Source organism: Streptomyces sp. NPDC051636, assembly GCF_044453765.1.
GTDB lineage: Bacteria > Actinomycetota > Actinomycetes > Streptomycetales > Streptomycetaceae > Streptomyces.
Map to the genome: position 1 here is coordinate 38,895 of NZ_JBITDA010000011.1, position 18,639 is coordinate 57,533.

General features: G+C 74.1%; 14 protein-coding genes. 7 read left to right on the forward strand and 7 right to left on the reverse strand.

The annotated features are described in order from the left end of the window. From ACIBBH_RS20475 to ACIBBH_RS20490, 4 genes are all read right to left on the reverse strand, one after another. Complete coding sequence (locus ACIBBH_RS20475) at window positions 1–4,638, reverse strand: hypothetical protein (RefSeq protein ID WP_399406514.1); 4,638 nt, start codon at window positions 4,636–4,638, stop codon at window positions 1–3. Between the two features lie 37 nt (window positions 4,639–4,675). Then, on the reverse strand, window positions 4,676–5,554 hold the full coding sequence (locus tag ACIBBH_RS20480; RefSeq protein ID WP_399406516.1) for a hypothetical protein: 879 nt from the start codon (window positions 5,552–5,554) through the stop codon (window positions 4,676–4,678). Between the two features lie 52 nt (window positions 5,555–5,606). Continuing rightward, on the reverse strand, window positions 5,607–7,133 hold the full coding sequence (locus ACIBBH_RS20485; RefSeq protein ID WP_399406518.1) for a hypothetical protein: 1,527 nt from the start codon (window positions 7,131–7,133) through the stop codon (window positions 5,607–5,609). A gap of 80 nt (window positions 7,134–7,213) precedes the next feature. Continuing rightward, window positions 7,214–7,921, reverse strand: coding sequence for a GntR family transcriptional regulator (locus tag ACIBBH_RS20490; RefSeq protein WP_399406520.1), 708 nt, complete (start codon window positions 7,919–7,921; stop codon window positions 7,214–7,216). A gap of 127 nt (window positions 7,922–8,048) precedes the next feature. Between ACIBBH_RS20490 and ACIBBH_RS20495 the strand changes: the two genes are divergently transcribed. The 5 genes from ACIBBH_RS20495 to ACIBBH_RS20515 are packed head-to-tail and all read left to right on the forward strand — an operon-like array spanning window position 8,049 to window position 12,477. After that, on the forward strand, window positions 8,049–9,368 hold the full coding sequence (locus tag ACIBBH_RS20495) for an MFS transporter (RefSeq protein WP_399406521.1): 1,320 nt from the start codon (window positions 8,049–8,051) through the stop codon (window positions 9,366–9,368). After that, window positions 9,365–10,195, forward strand: a complete 831-nt coding sequence (locus ACIBBH_RS20500; RefSeq protein WP_399406523.1) for a putative hydro-lyase — start codon at window positions 9,365–9,367, stop codon at window positions 10,193–10,195. Before ACIBBH_RS20495 ends, ACIBBH_RS20500 begins: the two co-directional genes overlap by 4 nt. A 34-nt stretch (window positions 10,196–10,229) precedes the next feature. Further along, on the forward strand, window positions 10,230–10,988 hold the full coding sequence (locus ACIBBH_RS20505) for a LamB/YcsF family protein (RefSeq protein ID WP_399406525.1): 759 nt from the start codon (window positions 10,230–10,232) through the stop codon (window positions 10,986–10,988). Beyond that, on the forward strand, window positions 10,985–11,611 hold the full coding sequence (locus ACIBBH_RS20510) for an allophanate hydrolase subunit 1 (RefSeq protein WP_399406527.1): 627 nt from the start codon (window positions 10,985–10,987) through the stop codon (window positions 11,609–11,611). Before ACIBBH_RS20505 ends, ACIBBH_RS20510 begins: the two co-directional genes overlap by 4 nt. Further along, a complete protein-coding gene (locus ACIBBH_RS20515; protein WP_399406529.1) occupies window positions 11,608–12,477 on the forward strand; it encodes a biotin-dependent carboxyltransferase family protein in 870 nt (289 codons plus the stop codon). The genes ACIBBH_RS20510 and ACIBBH_RS20515 overlap by 4 nt, the downstream gene beginning before the upstream one ends. A 154-nt stretch (window positions 12,478–12,631) precedes the next feature. On the opposite strand, the gene ACIBBH_RS20520 is transcribed toward ACIBBH_RS20515, so the two are convergent. Next, entirely contained in the window at window positions 12,632–14,050 is a 1,419-nt protein-coding gene (locus ACIBBH_RS20520) for a HEAT repeat domain-containing protein (RefSeq protein WP_399406531.1), read from the reverse strand. A gap of 301 nt (window positions 14,051–14,351) precedes the next feature. Then, window positions 14,352–14,744 (reverse strand): ankyrin repeat domain-containing protein, encoded by a 393-nt coding sequence (locus tag ACIBBH_RS20525; RefSeq protein ID WP_399406533.1) that lies wholly within the window; start codon window positions 14,742–14,744, stop codon window positions 14,352–14,354. Between the two features lie 275 nt (window positions 14,745–15,019). Here ACIBBH_RS20525 and ACIBBH_RS20530 point away from each other — a divergent pair, with 275 nt between their 5' ends. Beyond that, on the forward strand, window positions 15,020–15,214 hold the full coding sequence (locus ACIBBH_RS20530) for a hypothetical protein (protein ID WP_399406535.1): 195 nt from the start codon (window positions 15,020–15,022) through the stop codon (window positions 15,212–15,214). A 49-nt stretch (window positions 15,215–15,263) separates the two neighbouring features. Then, on the forward strand, window positions 15,264–16,850 hold the full coding sequence (locus tag ACIBBH_RS20535) for a hypothetical protein (RefSeq protein ID WP_399406537.1): 1,587 nt from the start codon (window positions 15,264–15,266) through the stop codon (window positions 16,848–16,850). 251 nt (window positions 16,851–17,101) lie between these two features. On the opposite strand, the gene ACIBBH_RS20540 is transcribed toward ACIBBH_RS20535, so the two are convergent. Then, the gene (locus ACIBBH_RS20540) at window positions 17,102–18,610 is read right to left on the reverse strand and encodes a PLP-dependent aminotransferase family protein (RefSeq protein WP_399406539.1); all 1,509 of its coding nucleotides are present in this window, start codon (window positions 18,608–18,610) and stop codon (window positions 17,102–17,104) included. Window positions 18,611–18,639: the final 29 nt, after the last annotated feature.

The window sequence follows — 18,639 nt, forward strand, 5'->3', positions numbered from 1 at the left end:
CTATGCCGGCCGCTTGAACATCCGTGTCGCCGTGATCTCGCTGTGCACCGTCTCCTCCGCCCGGGGCTGCTGGGGCAGTCCCGGGCGGAGGTGTTCCTCGACACTGATGTACTTCAGCCCGGCTCTGAGGTCGGCGTCGTTGCGCAGCCGGATGACCAGCGGGAACTCGGCCAGAGCGGTCGTGTCGAACAGGCCGGTGGTGTAGAGCAGCTGCACGCCGAGCGCGTCCGACACGGCCCGCTGCAGTTCCAGCAGGTACGTGGCGTTGGCGCGGCCGATCGGGTTGTCCAGGAACAGTGTGCCCGCGTGCCGGTGCTTGTCGCGGCCCCGGTCGTTCGACCGCAGCGCCGCCATCGTGCAGTACAGGGCGATGGCCGCGGTGAGCAGCTGGCCGCCGGAGAAGACGTCGCCCATCTGCCCGACCGGCACGCGCTCGGCGCGCAGTACGGCGTCGGGCTTGAGGATCTCCACGGCCACACCCTTGGGCTGCAACGCAGCCGCGACCCCACGCAGCAACAGGGACATGCCGTCGCGCCGCAGGTCGGAGTTCTTCTTCACGGCGGCCCGGGTCGCCTCGTCGATGACCTCGCCAAGGCGTTCGGTGAGCGTCGCCTGGTCGGGTTCCTCGAAGCGGATGCGCAGGAACTCCTGCCCGGACCACTCGCCGAGCCCCTCGGGCAGACGGGACAGCCGCTGGGCGGACCGGAGCGTGGCGAGGGCCGACTCCACGAGCCCGCGCAGCCGGTCCACGATCGAGTCCCGGTTGCGCTCCAGCTGTTCCAGCTCGTCGGTGAGTACCCGGAGCCGGGGCGCGAAGGCGTCCGCCCACTTCTGGGCGTGCTCGGGCAGCGCGGCGGCGGGCAGCTCACGGATCTGCTGCCGGGCCGGGGTGCGGACCTGCTCGTAACGGGTGGAGTTGGCGTGCCGGACGAGCACGTCGCCGGCCTCGCGCACGGCGGCCTCGGCGGCGGACAGGTCGGCGGCACAGCCGCGCAGGGACCGTCGGGCCTCGGCGGCGGCCTGGCGGGCCTCGTCCAGGCTGCCCGGGTAGGGCTCGGGCTCCTCCTGCTCCTCCTCGGGGGCGTGCTCGCGCAGCAGATCGCGGAGCATCGCGGCGATCTCGTCGAAGCCGCCGGCCGCGTCCTCGGCGGCGCGGTGGGCCTCGACGAGTTCGGCGTGTGCCTCGCGGGCCTGACTCAACGCCTCGGTACGGGAGGCGAGTTCGGCCGTCGCGGTGCGCAGCAGGGCCTGGGCGTGCTCGGCGTCGCGCGGCTGGAGCTCCTCCGGCAGCTCGGTGTGCGCCTCGCCCTCCTCGGGCGCGTGCCGCTCGGCCTCGCCGCGCAGCCGGCCGAGCTGCTCGCTGGCGCTGGACATGCGGGTCTCCAGGAGCTGCACCAGCTCCTCCGCGCGCGCGGCGGCGGCCTGCCGGGAGGGTCCGTCGGAGCCGTCGGGCGACTGGAGCAGCTGCTCCGCGCGGGTGCGGACCTTGTTGCTGAGCCGGTCCAGTTCGGCGCGGGCCGCGCTCTCGTCGCTCTCCGCGCGGGCCTGCTCGGCACGCAGGTCGGCGCCGACGCCGACCTTCTCGTACACCTGGGAGGCGGCCCGGTAGGCCTCGCGCAGGGCGGGCAGGGACGCCTTCGGCGCGTCCGCGTCGTCCTCGGGTACGTCGTCGGGGGCGCCCGCGATCTCGGAGCGCTCGGCGCGCAGCGCGCGGGCGGTGCGGCGGGCGTCGTCGGCGGCGCGCTGGGCGGCGCGGCGGTCCTCGTCGGCGGCGCGGGCGCGCTCCAGGCAGGCCTGGGCGCGGGCCTCCGACTCGGCGGCCTCGTCGGCGAGTTCGCGCAGCTTGACCTGCCAGCCGGCGCGCTCACGCAGCCGGAAGGCCAGTCCGGCGAGGGCGTCGGCGGCGCGGCGGGCCTTCTGCGCGGCCTCCTGCCGCTCGTCCCTCACCTGCGCGGCCTCGGCGGCGGCCTCGTCGGCCTCCGCGCGTACGGTCCGCGCCTCGGCCAGCTCGGCCTCGGACTCCTCGGCGAACGCGCGCGCCTCCTGGGCGGCCTGCGCCAGCTCGGTGAGCCGCCCGGCCGGGCAGCCGGTGCGCCAGGAGGCGAGCCGCGCGGCCAGCTCCCGGTCCTTGCCGAGCCGGGCGGCGAGCGCCCGGATCTCCTCGTCCCGCTCCGTCGCCCGCGCGCGCAGCGCCTGCCGCTCCTCGTCGGCGGCGTGCTCGTCGTGCATGGCCGGGTTCGGCGGGACGAGGAAGACCTGGGCAGAGCCGCCGGGGGTCGCGTCCTCGGCCGGGGTGGGGGCGAGCAGCGCGGCGGCCGTGCCGACGGCCACGGCGGACCGGGGCAACAGGGCCGCGTCGCCGAGCACCTCACGGGCACGCGCGTGCGTGTCCGGGTCGGTGATGATCACGCCGTCGACGAGCTCGGGGCGGGCGGCGAGCACGCGCGCGTGGTCGGCGGGGTCGACGGCCTGCGCGAGGTAGCGCCAGCCGGGCAGCGCGGGGATGCCGTGCTCGCCCAGGTACTCGACGGTGGCCAGGACGTCGGGGCCGGGCGGCAGCAGCCCGCCGTCGCCCAGCGCGCCGAGGATCCGCGAGTCGTCGGCGGCGGCGGTGCGCAGCTCGAAGAGGTGGCGTTCGGCGGTGGAGACGGCGGCGTCGAGGAGCTCGCGCAGGTCGTCGGCGAAGCGGTCGAGTTCCTCGGGGGTGAGAGGGCTGTCGGCGGACCTGGTCGAGGGGGCCGCGTGACTGTCGCTGTCGTGCCGGGGCTGGGGAATCCCGGGACGGGCGTCGTCGCCGGTGAGGCCCAGCAGCTCCACCAGCCGCTCCTCCGCGGCCAGCGCCTCGGCGAGCCGCCGCTCGGCCTCGTACGACCGCTCCGCCGCCGTCGCCGCGTCTGCCGCGCGGGCCGCGGTCAGCTCCGCGCGGGACTCGGCGGAGGCCGCCTCACGCGCGTGTTCAGTGGCCCTGCGGGAGGCCTCGCGGGCCGCGTCCCAGGCGGCGACGGCGGTCTTCTCGGCGTCGCTGGCCGCGAGGGCCGCGCGCGCGGGGTCGGCGTCCGGCGCGCTGTCGTCCAGCCAGCCCGCTCGCACCGCCTCGGCGGTCTCCTGCTCGACCTCGTTCAGGCGCTGGCGCAGATGCCCGGCCTCGCTGCGGGCACGCTGCGCCTCGGTGGCGGCGGCGGTCGAGTCCCGGTGCGCGGAGTCGCCGGCCTCCTGGAGCGCGGCCGAGCGCTCCTCCTCCTCGTCGGCGAGGTTCTCGGCGCTCTCGGCGGCCGCGTGCAGGGCCCGTACGAGATCGACGGCGGCCTTGGCGCGGGCGGCGAGCGCGGGGGCCGCGTCGCGTTCGGCCTCCTGGATCGCGGCGGCCACGCGCGCGACGCGGTCGGCGGCGGCACGGTGGCGCAGCACGGCCTCGGCGGCCTGCCAGGCGGCGTGCAGGGTGCGCGCGTCGGCGAGCTCGCGCTTCTGCGCGGCGGCGGACTTCTCGGCGGCGGCGAGCGCCAAAGAGGCGTGCCGGTAGGCGAGTTCGGCGGCGATCAGCGCGCTGCGCTCCCGGGCGCCCTCGGAGTGCGTGACGGCGTACGCGGCGGCCGTGACCCGCTGGGCGAGGTCGGCGGCCCGCACCCGCTCCTGCACGCCCCGCGCGGACAGCCGCCGGGCCAGCGTGCGGGTACGGCGCTCGGCGCCGGCGTGGATGTCACGCGCGCGTGAGCGCGCCTCGGCGGCCTCCACGATGCGGCCGAGCAGGTCGACGGACCCGGCGGTGAAGTCCCGTTCGGCGATCAGTTCGGCGCGCCGGCCGAGCTTGTTGCCGAAGCCGCTGACCAGGTCGGCGAGTCCGTCTGTGTCGCGCGTGTCGGTGACCGCCCGCAGCAGCAGGTCGGTGAAGTCGGAGTCCTTCTTCACCGCGAAGAGGCCGGCCGCTTCACCCTCGTCGGCGTTCATCTCCCGCTGGTATCGGAAGAGTTCGGGGTCGAGGCCCAGCTCGCCCAGGTGCTCGGTCCAGCGCTCGTGGATCTCCTCCCAGTGCACCTCCAGGTGGGGGTACGCCTTGCCGGCCTCGGTGAGGGCGTCCCGGAAGCCCTTCATGGTGCGGCGGCGGCCCTGGGCACCGGAGGCACCTTCGACGGGCGGCCGTACGGCGGTGGACTCGGCGACGGGGAGGTTGTCGAGGCTGAGTCCCGGGCCGGGCCGGAAGGAATACCAGGCCTCGGCGAACTTGCGCGGGTCGTTGGACACCTGCCGCCCGCGCCACTCGCTGACCTTGCCGACCACCACGCACTCGCCGGTCAGCACGTGCTGCCATTCCAGGGCCACGTGCCCGCAGTCGTCGGCGAGCAGGAACTTGCGCAGCACCCCGGAGCTGGCGCCGCCGAGGGTGTTGCGGTGGCCGGGCAGCATCACCGAGAAGATCAGCTTGAGCAGGACGGACTTGCCGCCGCCGTTCTCCAGGAAGAGCACCCCGGCGGGCGCGGGCCGGCGCGGCGGACCGACGGGCTCCTCCTCGAAGAACTCCGCCTGCGTGGGCGCGGGTTCGGGCACCGGCTCGCCCACACCCCGCAGGTCAAGCACGGTGTCGGCGTAGCGCGCGCCGGCGGGCCCGATGGAGTAGAGGCGGACCCGGGACAACTCGTACATGGCGGACTCTCGTAAGTCTTCGGCAGGTCGGGAAGGTTCAGGAGTGGAAGGGCAGCCCGGCGTCGGCCACCAGGTCCAGGTCGTCGGTGTCCTCGGCGGGCAGCAGACTGGCCGTGCCGTCGGTGACCGGGACGACGCCCAGTTCGAGCAGCTCGGCCATGGCGGCGCTGCCCGCCAGGTCGCGCACCTGGAGCTGGTAGCGGGCGGTCGTGCGGTACGTGCCGCCGCCCTCGTCGCCCGTACGCTGCAGGAACCCGGAGTCGGTGAGGAACGCCATGGCCTTCGCCACGATGCCCGTGGTGGAAGCGGCGGGCCGGCGCGCGTCCTTGGTGGCGCCGGTCGCGCTGCGTCTGGCCCAGATCCGCCAGGCGGCCTCCAGGCCGGGCGCGTCGGTGGCCGGGTCGGTGTTCTCGCCCTGCTCCTCGGCCCTCTCCTCCAGCCTCCGGCAGGCCTGCCGGACGAAGGCGTCGACGCCGTTGACGGTGACCCGCCCGATGTAGCCGTCGTCAGCCAGGTCCTCGGGACGCGGGAACGCCACCGCGGCGACGGCCAGATGGGCCAGCCCGTGCAGGAAGCGGTCCGCCGAGTCGGCGGACGTGCGACGCGCGTAGTCGCCCATGCGGACGGCGAACACCGAGTCCTCGGCGGCGGTCACGGCCATCCCCGCGCGTGGGGAGACCTCCAGCACCACGAGACCGAGTCCGGCCGCGACCGCGTCGGCCAGCCGCGCGAACGGCGGATCCTCGCGGTAGCGGCGCAGCAGTTCGGTGTACTCCTGGTCGCGCGCGGGCTGCAGTCTGGGCTGCAGCCCGAACGCGACGAGCCGCGCCGCGTCGGCGGCGTCGGCGGGGGTGACAGCGCTGCTCGCCGGCGCGGCGGCGGCCTCAGGCTCACTCCGGTCGACGTGCTCGGTCACGGTCGGGACTCCTTGCTCCCCTTGCATACGTACGTACGGTGGTCGGCCCGGTTCACGCCGCCTCCGTCCGGTCGGCCGCCATTCCCGCCGCGTCCAACAGGGCCGTCCCCACGATGAGATCGGCCCCGCCGAACTCCGGATCGTCCAGCTCGGTCCCGTCGTCCACGGCGAACAGCAGCTTCTCCTCGCCCTGCCGGTAGGCCGTCCCCACCGGCGGGCTGGCCGCGTGCACCGCCAACAGCGCGACCAGGTACGGCAGATCGGGATCCCGGCGCCGCGCTTCCGCCAGCAGCCCGGACAGCCGCCTGGGCGCGTCCGCCGGAAGGTCCAGCAACTCCATGGCCGCGGCCAGCTGCTCCTCGCTGAACCTGCTGTCGTCCGGCGTGGCGATCAGGTCGGGCTCGGGCATCTCGGCCCCCAGGTGCTCCCGTTCCATCGGCGGGGTCAGCAGGATGTCGACGAGATCGGCGACCCGCACCGACACCGGCGTACGCAACCCCGTCCCGCGTGCGAAGAAGGCGTCCGTGACCCGGATCGCCCGCTCCACGGGCAGCGGGAGGACGGGCGCGACGAGGTGGCCGTACAGGTCTATGCCCGAGGTGGTCAGGGGCGTGGCGAAGGCCTGCCGGTCCTGCTCGGCGCGGAAGAGGGGTCCGGCCTCCAGCAGGCGCGACTGGAGCTGCGTGTGCCGCCGGATGCAGTCCTTGACGATGTCGACCAGCTCGGCGGCCCGGCGCTTGTGCTCGGGGTCCTCGGTCTCGTCGCGCGCCTTGCGGATGTTGGTGAGGATCGCGTTCTCGTGGCGGTACCGGTCGGCCACGTGGTCCAGGGCCTCGGCGATCATGTCGGGCACGCTGTTGAGCCAGTCCACCGCGCGGACGTTGCGCCGGGTCGCCTCCAGGGCCCGGCGCAGGGTCTCCGAGTACTGCACGGTGCGGTACCGGGCCTGCTCGGCGGCCAGCTGGGCGTCGGCCAGGCGGCCCCGGTTGATCAGGACCTCCAGCTTGACCTCGGCGGCGATCTGGGCGCTGGTGACATCGGTGTCGAGTGCGCCGACCAGGACGTTGACCGCCTCGTCGGTGGTCCGGAGGTAGACCGTGCCGCCGGGACCGGGGACCTCCTCGATCAGCTTGAAGTCGTAGTCTCGGCGAACATAGGTACCGTCCGGCGCGAACGTGCCGTACACCGCGCGGAAGCCGCGGTCGACGCTGCCGACGTTGATCAGGTTCTCCAGGACCCAGCGGGCCACGCGGTCGTGCTCGGCGACGGGCCGCCGCGGGGCCTGGGCGGCGATGCGCGGGATGAGGCGGGCCACGATCTGCTCGTGGTCGGCGCCGGTGTCGAAGTCCATGTTCAGCGTGACCAGGTCGATGGCCGCGAGGGCCACCTCCGCCATGCCGTAGACCGAGTACTCGCCGGCGAGGTTGGCCTTGCGCGCGTCGAGGTCGTGCAGCGGCGCGGTGCAGGCGAGCGCGCGCAGCCGCCGCGCCAGCCCCTCGTCGGCGGCCGGGCCCGGTGCGGGGCGCGGCCCCGCGCTGAGCTGGGGCGGAACGCTGTGCGTCAATGCAGGCGAAGTCACGGTGCACAGACTAGGTCCTCGGTCTGACAACGACCCAAACGACGCAGAAGCGACGGCCGTCACACGGACACGAGGTGGTGTCAGCCGAGGCTCTGCCCGTCCTCCCCGACCCGGCGCCGGTAGACCTCCACGATCCGCTCCAGCGCGTCGGCGAAGTAGGTGTGGAGCAGCTTCTCCGCCTCCTCCCGGTCCCCGGCCTGCAGGGCCTGGAGGATCTGGCGGTTGCGGGCGAGGTACGGCTCGTGCAGCGCCCGTGGGTCGTCGACGACGTGGAAGGCGAGGCGCAGTTCGGCGAAGACGCTGCGCATCAGCTCGTCGGTGCGCTCGCTGCCGGCCAGGGCGACCAGTTCCCGGTGGAAGTGGATGTTGGCCGTACCCAGCCGTTTCCAGTCATGGTCGACGGCCGCCACCTGTCCTTCCGTGACCGCCGCCGCGAGCCCGTCCAGCGCGTACGGCGGCTCGCCCAGCCCGCGTACGACGGCGCACTCGACGAGGGCTCGGGTGCGGTAGATGTCCTCGACGTCCTCGACGGCCAGGACCCGGACGAAGACGCCCCGGTTGAGCTCGTGGACGAGCAGCCGCTCGTGGGTGAGCAGCCGGAACGCCTCTCGGAGGGTGTTGCGGGAGACTCCGAGCGCCCCGCCGATGCTGTCCTCCGAGAGGCGGGTGCCCGGTGGGAAGTAGCCCTCGGCGATACGGCTCCTGAGGATGTCGGAGACCCGTTCCGCGGTGCTGGTCCGCCCCAGGAGCGCGCGGTCGTCGGCCAGTCCCGTCAGCTGCTCTGCCATGCCCGGAATTCAACCGCAGATACAAGGACGAAACAACAGAGGTATTGAAGGATCGTTGAACGATCCTCTACGGTGCTCGACACGGCTCACTTCTCAGCACCCTCCGTCCTCCCTCTGCGAGGTGCCCATGAGCACGACCCCTCCGCCACAACCCGTGGACTCCGGCGTACGGCCGGCAAAGGATGAACGCACCGCCGAAGACGGCACGTTGGGCTGGCTGCACGCCCTCGGACCGAGCGGCCGCCAGGCCTTCGCCGGCGCTTTCGGCGGATATGCCCTGGATTCATACGACTACTTCACGCTGCCGCTGGGCATGGTCGCGCTGGCGGCCTACTTCGGCCTGGACAGCGGCCAGACCGGCCTGTTCACCACCGTCACGCTGGTGGTCTCCGCGATCGGCGGTGCCGTGGCGGGCGTGGTGGCGGACCGGGTCGGCCGGGTCAGGGCCCTGATGATCACGGTGATCACGTACGCGGTGTTCACAGTGGCCTGCGGCTTCGCACCCACCTACGAGACCCTGCTGGTCTTCCGGGCCCTCCAGGGCCTCGGCTTCGGCGGCGAGTGGGCGGTCGGCGCGATCCTGGTCGCCGAGTACGCGAGCGCGAAGCACCGGGGGCGCACCCTCGGCGCGATCCAGAGCTCGTGGGCCGTCGGCTGGGCGCTGGCGGCGATCGTCTACACGCTGGTCTTCTCCTTCGTCGGCGACACCCTGGCCTGGCGCGTGATGTTCTGGACCGGGGCGCTGCCCGCCCTGCTGGTGGTGTGGCTGCGCCGCCGGGTGCACGACGCCCCGCGGGCGGTCGCGGCCCGTGAACACGGCCCGCGGCGGGGATCGTTCGCGGCAATCTTCCGGCCGGGCACGGCCGAGGCGCCGGGGCTGCTGCGCACGACGGTCTTCGCGGGCCTGCTGTCCACGGGCGTGCAGGGCGGCTACTACACGCTGGCGACCTGGGTGCCGACGTACCTCAAGAGCGAGCGCGGTCTGTCGGTCGTCGGTACCGGCGGCTATCTGACGTTCCTGATCTCCGGCGCCTTCCTGGGCTACCTGACGGGCGGTTACCTCACCGACCGGCTGGGCCGCCGCCGCAACGTCTGGCTCTTCGCGCTGCTGTCGGCGGTCTGCATCCTGGCGTACGCGAACATCCCCAGCGGCGCCAACACCCTTCTGCTGGTGCTCGGGTTCCCGCTCGGCTTCTGCATGTCGGCCATCTTCAGCGGCTTCGGCTCCTACCTGAGCGAGCTGTACCCCACCGCGGTGCGCGGCACGGGGCAGGGCTTCACGTACAACACCGGCCGCGCGGTGGGCGCGGTCTTCCCGACCTTGGTGGGCTTCCTGGCCGACAGCTGGGGCGTCGGCGGCGCGCTGGTCTTCGGCGCGGTCGGGTACGGCATCGCGGCGCTGGCTCTGCTGGGGCTGCCGGAGACGCGCGGAACGGAGCTGGGGTGACCGCAGTGAACCGAACCGAAGACCGTCCCCTGACCCTCGTCGAGGAGCACGCGCACGCGTGGAGCCCGGCAACCGCGCGCGCCCGCATGCGGGAGGGCCTGGCGGGCCCCACCGCCGGGGTCGCCGCGGGCCACACGCAGGCCAACCTGATCTCGGTGCCCGCCGACTGGGCCTACGACATGCTGCTGTTCTGCCAGCGCAACCCCAGGCCCTGTCCGGTGCTCGACGTCACGGACGCCGGTTCCGTCACCACCGTCCTCGCCGAGGGCGCGGACCTGCGCACCGACCTGCCGCGCTACCGGGTGTGGCGGGACGGCGAGCTGGTGGACGAGCCGACCGACGTGCGCGCCCACTGGCGGGACGACCTGGTTTCGTTCCTGATCGGGTGCAGCTTCACCTTCGAGTGGGCGCTCGCCGGGGCCGGGGTGCCGATCCGCCACGTCGAGCAGGGCCGCAACGTGCCGATGTACGTCACCAGCCGCCAGTGCCGTCCGGCGGGGCGGCTGCGGGGTCCGATGGTGGTGTCCATGCGCCCGGTGCCGCCGGAGCACCTGACGGCCGCGATCCGGGAGAGCAGTCTGCTCCCGGCGGTGCACGGCAGCCCCGTGCACTGCGGCGATCCGACGGCGCTCGGCATCGGCGACCTCGGCCGGCCCGACTTCGGCGACCCGGTGGCCCCCGAGCCCGACGACATTCCGGTCTTCTGGGCCTGCGGAGTCACCCCGCAGGCCGCCGTGATGGCCTCGCGCCCGCCGTTCGCCATCACGCACGCGCCGGGCCAGATGTTCCTCACCGACGCCCGCGACGAGCAGTACCGCGTGGCCTGACCGCACCGGACACGAAAGACACGGAAGAAGATCCATGACCTCGATCGATCTCAACGCCGACCTCGGCGAGGGCTTCGGCCGCTGGCGGCTCACCGACGACGAACGCCTGCTGTCCGTCGTCACCAGCGCCAACGTGGCATGCGGCTTCCACGCCGGGGACGCGGCCACCATGCGCCGGGTGTGCGAGCTGGCGGCCGAGCGCGGCGTGACGGTCGGCGCGCAGGTCTCCTACCGGGACCTGGCGGGGTTCGGGCGGCGCGCGATGGACGTGCCCCCCGCCGAACTGGCGGCGGAGGTCGCCTACCAGATCGGCGCCCTGGAGGTCTTCGCACGCGCGGCGGGCGCGGGTGTCGCGTACGTGAAGCCGCACGGTGCCCTGTACAACCGCGTGGTGCACGACGAGGAGCAGGCTCAGGCGGTGGTCGACGGCGTGCTCCTGGCGGACGCCTCGCTCCCCGTACTGGGCCTGCCCGGCTCCCGGCTGCTGGACCTCGCCCGCAAGGCGGGACTGCCCTCCGTCACGGAGGCGTTCGCGGACCGGGCGTACACCGAGAACGGCACGCTCGTGCCGCGCGGCCAGGACGGCGCGGTGGTCAGCGACCCGGAGACGGTCGTGGAGCGCTCGGTGGAGCTGGCGCGCTCCGGCACGGTCACCGCGCACTCCGGCACGCGCATCGAGGTGCGCGCCCGCTCTCTGTGCCTGCACGGGGACACGCCGGGCGCGGTCGAACTGGCCCGCCGGGTGCGTGAGCGGCTGGAGGCTTCGGGCGTGACGGTGGAGGCCTTCGCATGAGGGCGCTGCCGGTCGGCGACCGCGGGCTGCTGGTCGAGGTCGCCTCGGAGGAGGAGGCCCAGGCGCTGCACGCGGAACTCCTGCGGCGCCGTACGGAAGGCATGCTGTCCGTCCGTGAGATCGTGCCCGCGGCCCGCACGGTCCTCCTCGACGGCCTCGACGACCCGGAACGCCTGGCATCCGAACTGACCGCCTCCGAGATGCCGCCCGCTCCCCCACGCGCGCGTGAGGTCGTCGAACTCCCGGTCCGCTACGACGGCGCGGACCTCGCCGACGTCGCCGCCCACTGGAACGTGCCGGAGCGGGAGGTGGCCCGCATCCACGCGGCCACCGAGTTCACCGTCGCCTTCTGCGGGTTCGCCCCCGGCTTCGGCTACCTCACCGGCCTGCCGCCGCGCTACGACGTGCCGCGCCGGGCCACTCCGCGCACGTCCGTCCCGGTCGGTGCCGTGGCGCTGGCGGGCCCCTACACGGGCGTGTACCCGCGGTCGTCGCCGGGCGGCTGGCAGCTGATCGGTACGACGGACGCGGTCCTGTGGGACCACGCGCGCGTGCCGGCCGCGCTCCTGTCACCGGGCGCGCGCGTCCGCTTCGTACCGGTGGGGCCGGTGGGGACCGCATGACCGACCGGGCGCTCGTCGTCGTACGGGCCGGGGCGCTGACCACCGTGCAGGACCGGGGGCGGCCCGGGTACGCCCACCTCGGCGTGCCCCGCTCCGGGGCGCTCGACCCGCCCGCTGCGGCGCTCGTCAACCGGCTGGTGGGCAACGCGCCCGACGCAGCCGTCCTGGAGACGACGCTCACCGGCTGTGCCCTGCGGCCGCGTTCGGCGGTCACCGTGGCGGTCGCGGGTGCGCCGTGCCCGGTGACGGTGGGCGGGCGTCCGGCCGCCTGGGGCGCGCCGGTCGTGGTGCCCGCCGGCGAGGTGCTCGAGGTGGGGACGGCCGAGCGGGGAGTACGCGCCTACGTGGGCGTCTCCGGCGGCATCGCCGTCGAGCCGGTGCTCGGCAGCCGTGCCACGGACCTGCTGTCCGGCCTCGGACCGGCACCGCTCGCGGACGGGGCCGTGCTGCCCCTCGGGAGTCCTTCAGCTCCGCACGCGCGCGTGGACGTCGCCCCGCAGCCGTGCCCGCCGGCCGAGTTGGTCCTGCGGGTGACACTCGGCCCGCGCGACGACTGGTTCACGCCCGGGGCCGTCCGCGACCTCACCTCGCGCACGTTCCGCGTGTCGTCGGCGAGCAACCGCATCGGCCTGCGCACGGAGGGACCCGCCCTGGAGCGGGCCCGTTCCGGCGAACTGCCCAGCGAGGGCATGGTCCTCGGCGCGGTCCAGGTCCCGCCGGACGGCCGGCCCGTGGTCTTCCTGGCCGACCACCCGACCACCGGTGGCTACCCGGTGATCGCGGTGGTCCGCGCGGCCGACCTCCCGGCAGCCGGGCAGGCGCTGCCGGGCACCCCGGTCCGCTTCGTGGCCGTACGCCGCCGTTGAGCCGTCAGGCGGCGTCCGGCCGCTGGGCGACCGACAGGGACGGCGAGCGCGGCGGACACCGCGTGGGCGGTGCTGAGGCCGAGGCGGGCGCCGGTGCCATGTGCGCGGTGCCACAGCTCGTCGGCGGCCGGCCGCACCGGCTGTCACCCGGTGTTCACACGGCAGGCCCGTCCGGTGCGATCCGGCTGCGTACCGCCGTCTGGACCTCGGCTTCCTCGGCCGGATCGGCGGCGAGCCGGCGCAGTTGCTCGACCACGCGGGCGTCAGCGGTCTCGGCGTGCCGGGCGGCGAGTTCGCGGGTGGTCTCCTCGCAGTCCCAGAGGCATTCGACGGCGAATCCGGTGGCGAAGGACGGGTCGGTGGCGGCCAGCGCGCGGGCGGCACGGCCACGGAGGTGCGAGGAGGCCGTCTCGCGGTAGACATGGCGCAGGACGGGGGCGGCGCAGGCGATGCCGAGGCGTCCGGTGCCGTCGACGAGGGTCCACAGGGTCGGCGCGTCGGGGCCCTCGCCCCGTACGGCCTCGCGGAGGGCGCCGAGGACGAGGTCGCTGTCCTGTGCGCCGCCGCGGCAGGCGAGCATGCGTCCGGCGGCGGCGCCGAGGGCGTCGGGCCGGTGGGCCCATCCGCGCGCGCGGTCGACGGCGGCGATGCTGCGCATCCGTTCGAAGGCGTCGAGGGCGGCCTCCACGACGGGCGTCGTTCCGTCGGCCAGTGCGGCCTCGATCAGGTCGAGGGCGGCCGGGTCGTTGCTGTCGGCGAGGTAGCGCAAGGCGGTGCACCGGGCTCCCTCGGTGCCGTCCTTGGCGGCCCGTACGATCTCCGGCCGGTCCTCGGGTCCCGCGACGGCGACCAGACAGCGGGCGGCCGGGACGTGCAGGGCGGCCCCGCGTTCGACGCCCTGCTGGGCCCACTCGAAGACGGCCCGCACGCTCCAGTCCGGGCGGGGCCCGCCGGGCCGCAGCTGCCGCTGCCAGCGGTCGAAACAGCCCGTCTCCTGGGCGGCACGCACGCGTGTGGCGATCGATTCGCGCGGATCCTCGGCCCACAGCCGCCACGGCCGGGGCTCGAAGGCGTCGCGCACGGTGGCGGCCAGCTCGGCCTCGCCCTCGGGATCGGCGGGGAAGCGCGCCAGGACGGGCGCGGCGAGGGCCCGCAGGCCCGCGTCGTCGTCCCTGAGAGCCAGTTCGTCGAGGGCCCAGGCCCAGTTGGAGCCGTGGGCGGCGTACCTGCGCAGCAGTTCGAGCGCGTCCCGCCTGCCGTACGAGGCGAGGTGGCCGAGGACGGCGAGCGCGAGACCCGTGCGGGACTCCTCGGTGTCGAGGACGTCCTCGGGGTCGAAGAGGTGTGCCTCGATGGCGTCGAGTTCGCCGTTCAGGTCGAGGTACAGGCGGGCGTAGTAGAGGGAGCGGTTCTCCACCTGCCAGTCGTGGCGGGGGTCGCGCAGCACGCAGTGGTTCAGGGCCGCGAGCGCTTCGGCGCGCGGGGCGGTGAGCGCGTGCAGCGTGCCGTCGCCGCGGCCCCGCTGGAGCAGACCGAGCAGCGTACCGCTGGGCGCTATGACCGGATCGAACATGGGAAACAGCCTCACATCAAGCGTCGATGCAACCGGGGAACACGCATTACCTGGCCGCGTGACACAACGTCGGGGCGCCCGCCGTCTCTTGCTTGCTGTAGACCATCTCTCTCTGCCTCTCGTCTGTGGCCCATGCGGACCGCATCACGGCCCGCGTGGTGCGGCAACACCTGCCCAGCCATCGCGTCCGTGAATCACGACGTCATGATGACCCGCGGGTTTCTCCTGCCGCGACCGTATTTCCGGCGGCCCTTTACCGCCTCCCCCGTTTTCCGTGTCGTACCTGGTCAGGACGTTCGTATCAGTGTGCGGCGAACAATTCCAGGAGTTCCGTCTTGCCGAACATCCGGGCGGTGTCGACGGCCGACGGTGTCCCCGCTCCGGGATCGGCGCCACCTTCCAGAAGAGCTTTGATCACGTCCGTCTCGCCCTTGAAGACGGCCCCCGCGAGCGGGGTCTGGCCCCGGTCGTTCACCTGGTCGGCCGCGGCGCCCCGGGCGAGCAGCTCGCGCACCGCGTCGGCGTGGCCGTGGTACGCGGCGAGCATGACCAGCGAGTCACCGCGGTCGTTGGTGAGGCCGGCCGGAACTCCCGCGTCGACGTACGCCGCGAGCGCCTCGGTGCGCCCCTGCCGGGCCAGATCGAAGATCTTGGTCGCCAGCTCCACGACCTCGGGGTCGGGGGCTTCACTCATCGGCCGGCACCGCCTCTCGTTGCAACCGTTCAGGTGAATCGCAAGGGTACTGGCTCCGGCCGCACATGACCCGATCTGCCCGAGGTAAGGATCGCCAGGAGATCACCCCAGGCCCCGTCCGGCACAGGAGTCCCGCTCAACCGGGCCAACACCCCGCCACCGACCGGAGGAAATCGGCAGCAATTCACCCAGTTGCACCTTTTATCGTATGGATACATGCTGTGATCCTGGAAGGACTCAGGGTGACTGTCCCCCTCGACACCAGGAGACCTCAAATGATCCTCTCCATCTCAGGCGTCGTCCTGCTCGGCATCGTCGTCTTCCTCTTCTTCCGGAAGGACGGACTCAAGGGATCGCACGCATGCATCTCGGCCCTGTTCGGCTTCTACCTGGCGAGCACGGCCATCGCCCCGAGCATCAAGGCCGGGGGCGAGAGCCTGGCGAGCCTCCTGGGCGGCATCAAGTTCTGAACGCCCTGACGCCGCCCGTCCCGTCCGCATCCACCCTGAGGAGACAGCAGTGGCCCGGCGCCCTCTCCCCCGCATTCTGAGCAACGGCAGCGCACAGATCGCCAGGAGCCGGGAGCTGGCCCGGACGGCGGCCGACAGCGCCACCGACGTCCTCCACCCGCTGATCACCATCACGCGCGGGCTGCGCCGGCTGGTCTCGGCCGGCCTGCGCAGGTGGGCGGAGACGCCCAAGGACCGGCGCGGACCGCTGCTGTTCCTGGCCGCCTCGGCGGTCATGGTGGTGGCTCTGGTGCCGTACGGACCGCTGCTCGCCGCCATCACCCTGATGGCGGCGGCGGCGTGGCACGGCCGGGACCGCACACCGCCCGGGCCCGACAGATCCGAGGAGTCCCGGACGCAGCGCCTTCAGTCGCTGTACGAGGCCCTCGTGCCGTACTTCTCGACGGCCGAGGACCCTGCTCCGCTGTACGCGCACGCCGGGGACTGGGAGAAGGCTTTCGTCGCCCACGAGTTCGACGACGCGGGGCGGGTCGGACACCTGGTGATCCGGTACCCGGCGTACTTCCCGGACGGCGAGCCCGAGGCCCGCGCGCGGATCGAGCAGTTGCTCGCCGCGAAGGCCGGGCGGGGCCGCGAGTACCACTTCACGTGGCACGAGGAGGCCAACGAACTCACGGTCACCGTCCTCCCGCCGCTGCCCACCGACATCGCCGCCCAGCGGTTCGTCACCGCGCCCGGCGAGACGGTCCTCGGCTTCACCGACCCGACCGAGGTCCAGCGCACGCTGCCCCTCTCCTACGGCGAGGAACAGCGGGACGTGCCTCCGGTCGTGTGGCGCACCGGCCTGCGCTCGACCGAGCCGCACCTGCTGGTCATGGGCCGGCCGGGCAGCGGCACCTCGACCCTGCTGCGGTCCATCGCGCTCCAGGCCCTCCAATGCGGTGACGTGCTCATCGTCGACGGCGGTGGCACCGGCGACTACGCCTGCCTGACGGGGCGGGACGGGGTGCTCGCGGTGGAGTGCGGGCTGGCCGGGGCGCTGGCCAGCCTCGAGTGGGCGGCGCACGAGACGGAACGGCGCATCATCGCGGTCAACCGGGCGCGGCAGGCGGGGCAACCGCCGCCGGACGACACCAAGCGGCCACTGTGGATCCTGCTGGACCGGCCGAGCGCCCTCGCCCACGTGGCCGCGGCGGACGGGCGCAAGGATCCGCAGGCGCTGCTCCAGGTGCCGCTGCGGCACGGCCGGGCGGCCAATGTGACCGTGGCCGTGGCCGAGCAGTTCGACAGCGCGGAGGCGTTGAGCGAGGCGGTACGGCAGCACACGCGCGCGCGTGTCGTGCTCGGGGCCGCGGCGGTGGAGCAACTGGTCGATGTGCTGGGCGTGCCGCCGCACACGACGCCGCCGGCCGAGGTCCCGCCGGGGCGGGGGTACGCGCGGCTGGGCCATGGGCCGGTCCATCGGCTGCAGGTGCCCTCGACTCCCGATCCCTACGACGACGCGACCAGCGATGCCGAGCGGCAGGCCGTGATGGCGTTGCTGCCGCCGCGGACGACGCCGGCGGACGGGGAGGCGGTGCCGGCGGAGACGGCGGAGACGGTGCCCGCGGAGGCTGTGGTGGCGGAGAGTTCGTGAGCTTGCCGTGAGCTGCGGCAGGGGAACTCGCCCGCGCCGGCGAAGAGGCCGCCGCGCCCACCCGTGCCGCCCCAAGCGGCACGACCACCCGCAGCTACATGGCCTGTCGGCCAACCGCTGCGGGTGGGCTCCCGCCGGTCGCCATCGAGGCGATCCGGCCCCAGCGCCACGACAGCACGCAGCCACGCGTCCGCTGCTGAGCTGGCCCCGCGGCGACGCGGAACCGCAGGGGCCGCTCCTGTGCTCAGCCCCTACGCCACGAACGTCCGCGGGGACTCCGTCCCTCCGCTCGCGCCCGTCTCCACCAGCTGTGCGGCGGCGGCCAGCCGGGCCGCCGCCTCTTCCGCCAGGGCTCCGCCGACGGTGAAGGGCAGCCGCACGTAGCCCTCGAAGGCGCCGTCGACGCCGAAGCGGGGGCCGGACGGGACGCGTACGCCGACGCGCTCGCCCGCTTCCGCGAGGCGTGAGCCGGAGAGGCCTCCCGCGCGGACCCACAGGGTGAGGCCGCCCTTGGGGACCTGGAATTCCCAGGTGGGCAGCTCGCGGCGGACGGCGGTGACCAGGGCGTCGCGGTTCTCGCGGGCCTGGGTGCGGCGGAGTTCCACCGCCTGTTCCCAGCCGCCGGTGCTGAAGAGCCAGTTGACGGCGAGCTGCTCCAGGACGGGGGTGCCCAGGTCGGCGTAGGCGCGCGCGGCGACCAGGCTGCGGATCACGTCCGGGGCCGCGCGTACCCAGCCGATGCGCATTCCGGCCCAGAAGGCCTTGCTCGCCGAGCCGACCGTGATCACCGTGGAGCCGGCCGGGTCGAAGCCGCACACCGGGCGCGGCATCGCGGCGCCGTCGAGGTCCTCGTCCAGCCACAGATCGCTCATCGTCTCGTCGGCGACGAGCACCGTGCCCGCCGATCGCGCCGCGTCCACCAGCCGGCGCCGCTGGTCCTCGTCGGCGAGGGCGCCGGTGGGGTTGTGGAAGTCGGCGACGACGTACGCGAGCCGGGGGGCGGCGTCCCGCAGCACCTGGCGCCAGCGGTCCATGTCCCACCCGCTGAGCCCCTCGCCCATCGCGACCGGCACGAGCCGGGCGCCCGCCTCCCGCATCAACTGGAGGATGTTGGCGTACGACGGCGACTCGACGGCGATGCGCTCGCCGCGGCCCGCGAAGAGGTGGCAGATGGCGTCGATGGCGCCCATGGCCCCCGTGGTGACCATGATCTGCTCGGGCATGGTCGGTATCCCGCGCGCGCTGTACCGCTCGGCGATCATGGAGCGCAGCGCCGGGAGGCCGGCGGGGTAGTCGCCGTGCGTGTGGGCGTACGGCGGCAGTTCCTCCAGGGCGCCCTGCACCGCGCGCGTGAGCCACGGTTCGGGGGCGGGCAGGGCCGCGCAGCCCAGGTCGATGATCGAGCCCAGCGCCTCGGGGGGCAGGGGCTCCAGACCTCGTGCGGGCAGGGGGTTGCCCGCCGGGACCGCCGTCCAGCTGCCCGCACCGCGCCGGGACTCCAGGAAGCCCTCGGTGCGCAGCGCCTCGTAGGCGGCCGCGACCGTGGTGCGGCTGACGGAGAGGGCGAGCGCCAGTTCGCGCTCGGCGGGCAGCCTGGCGGCCACCGGCACCCGGCCCTCGAGGACCAGCAGCCGGATGCCGTCGGCGAGCGCCCGGTAGGCGGGCGGACGGCGCGTGCCGGGACCGGCGGGGCGGTCCTGCTGGGAGTTGAGCAGGCGGGCGAGCTGCGCGGCGCCCACCGATGAGGTCCACTGCGCCATGACGATCAGTCCACCTTCTCCGAATTGGC

Coding starts and splice junctions, on each gene's coding strand:
- ACIBBH_RS20475 (WP_399406514.1), bottom strand. CDS start 4,638: ATGTACGAGTTGTCCCGGGTCCGCCTCTACTCCATCGGGCCCGCCGGC.
- ACIBBH_RS20490 (WP_399406520.1), bottom strand. CDS start 7,921: ATGGCAGAGCAGCTGACGGGACTGGCCGACGACCGCGCGCTCCTGGGG.
- ACIBBH_RS20495 (WP_399406521.1), top strand. CDS start 8,049: ATGAGCACGACCCCTCCGCCACAACCCGTGGACTCCGGCGTACGGCCG.
- ACIBBH_RS20505 (WP_399406525.1), top strand. CDS start 10,230: ATGACCTCGATCGATCTCAACGCCGACCTCGGCGAGGGCTTCGGCCGC.
- ACIBBH_RS20510 (WP_399406527.1), top strand. CDS start 10,985: ATGAGGGCGCTGCCGGTCGGCGACCGCGGGCTGCTGGTCGAGGTCGCC.
- ACIBBH_RS20515 (WP_399406529.1), top strand. CDS start 11,608: ATGACCGACCGGGCGCTCGTCGTCGTACGGGCCGGGGCGCTGACCACC.
- ACIBBH_RS20520 (WP_399406531.1), bottom strand. CDS start 14,050: ATGTTCGATCCGGTCATAGCGCCCAGCGGTACGCTGCTCGGTCTGCTC.
- ACIBBH_RS20525 (WP_399406533.1), bottom strand. CDS start 14,744: ATGAGTGAAGCCCCCGACCCCGAGGTCGTGGAGCTGGCGACCAAGATC.
- ACIBBH_RS20530 (WP_399406535.1), top strand. CDS start 15,020: ATGATCCTCTCCATCTCAGGCGTCGTCCTGCTCGGCATCGTCGTCTTC.
- ACIBBH_RS20540 (WP_399406539.1), bottom strand. CDS start 18,610: ATGGCGCAGTGGACCTCATCGGTGGGCGCCGCGCAGCTCGCCCGCCTG.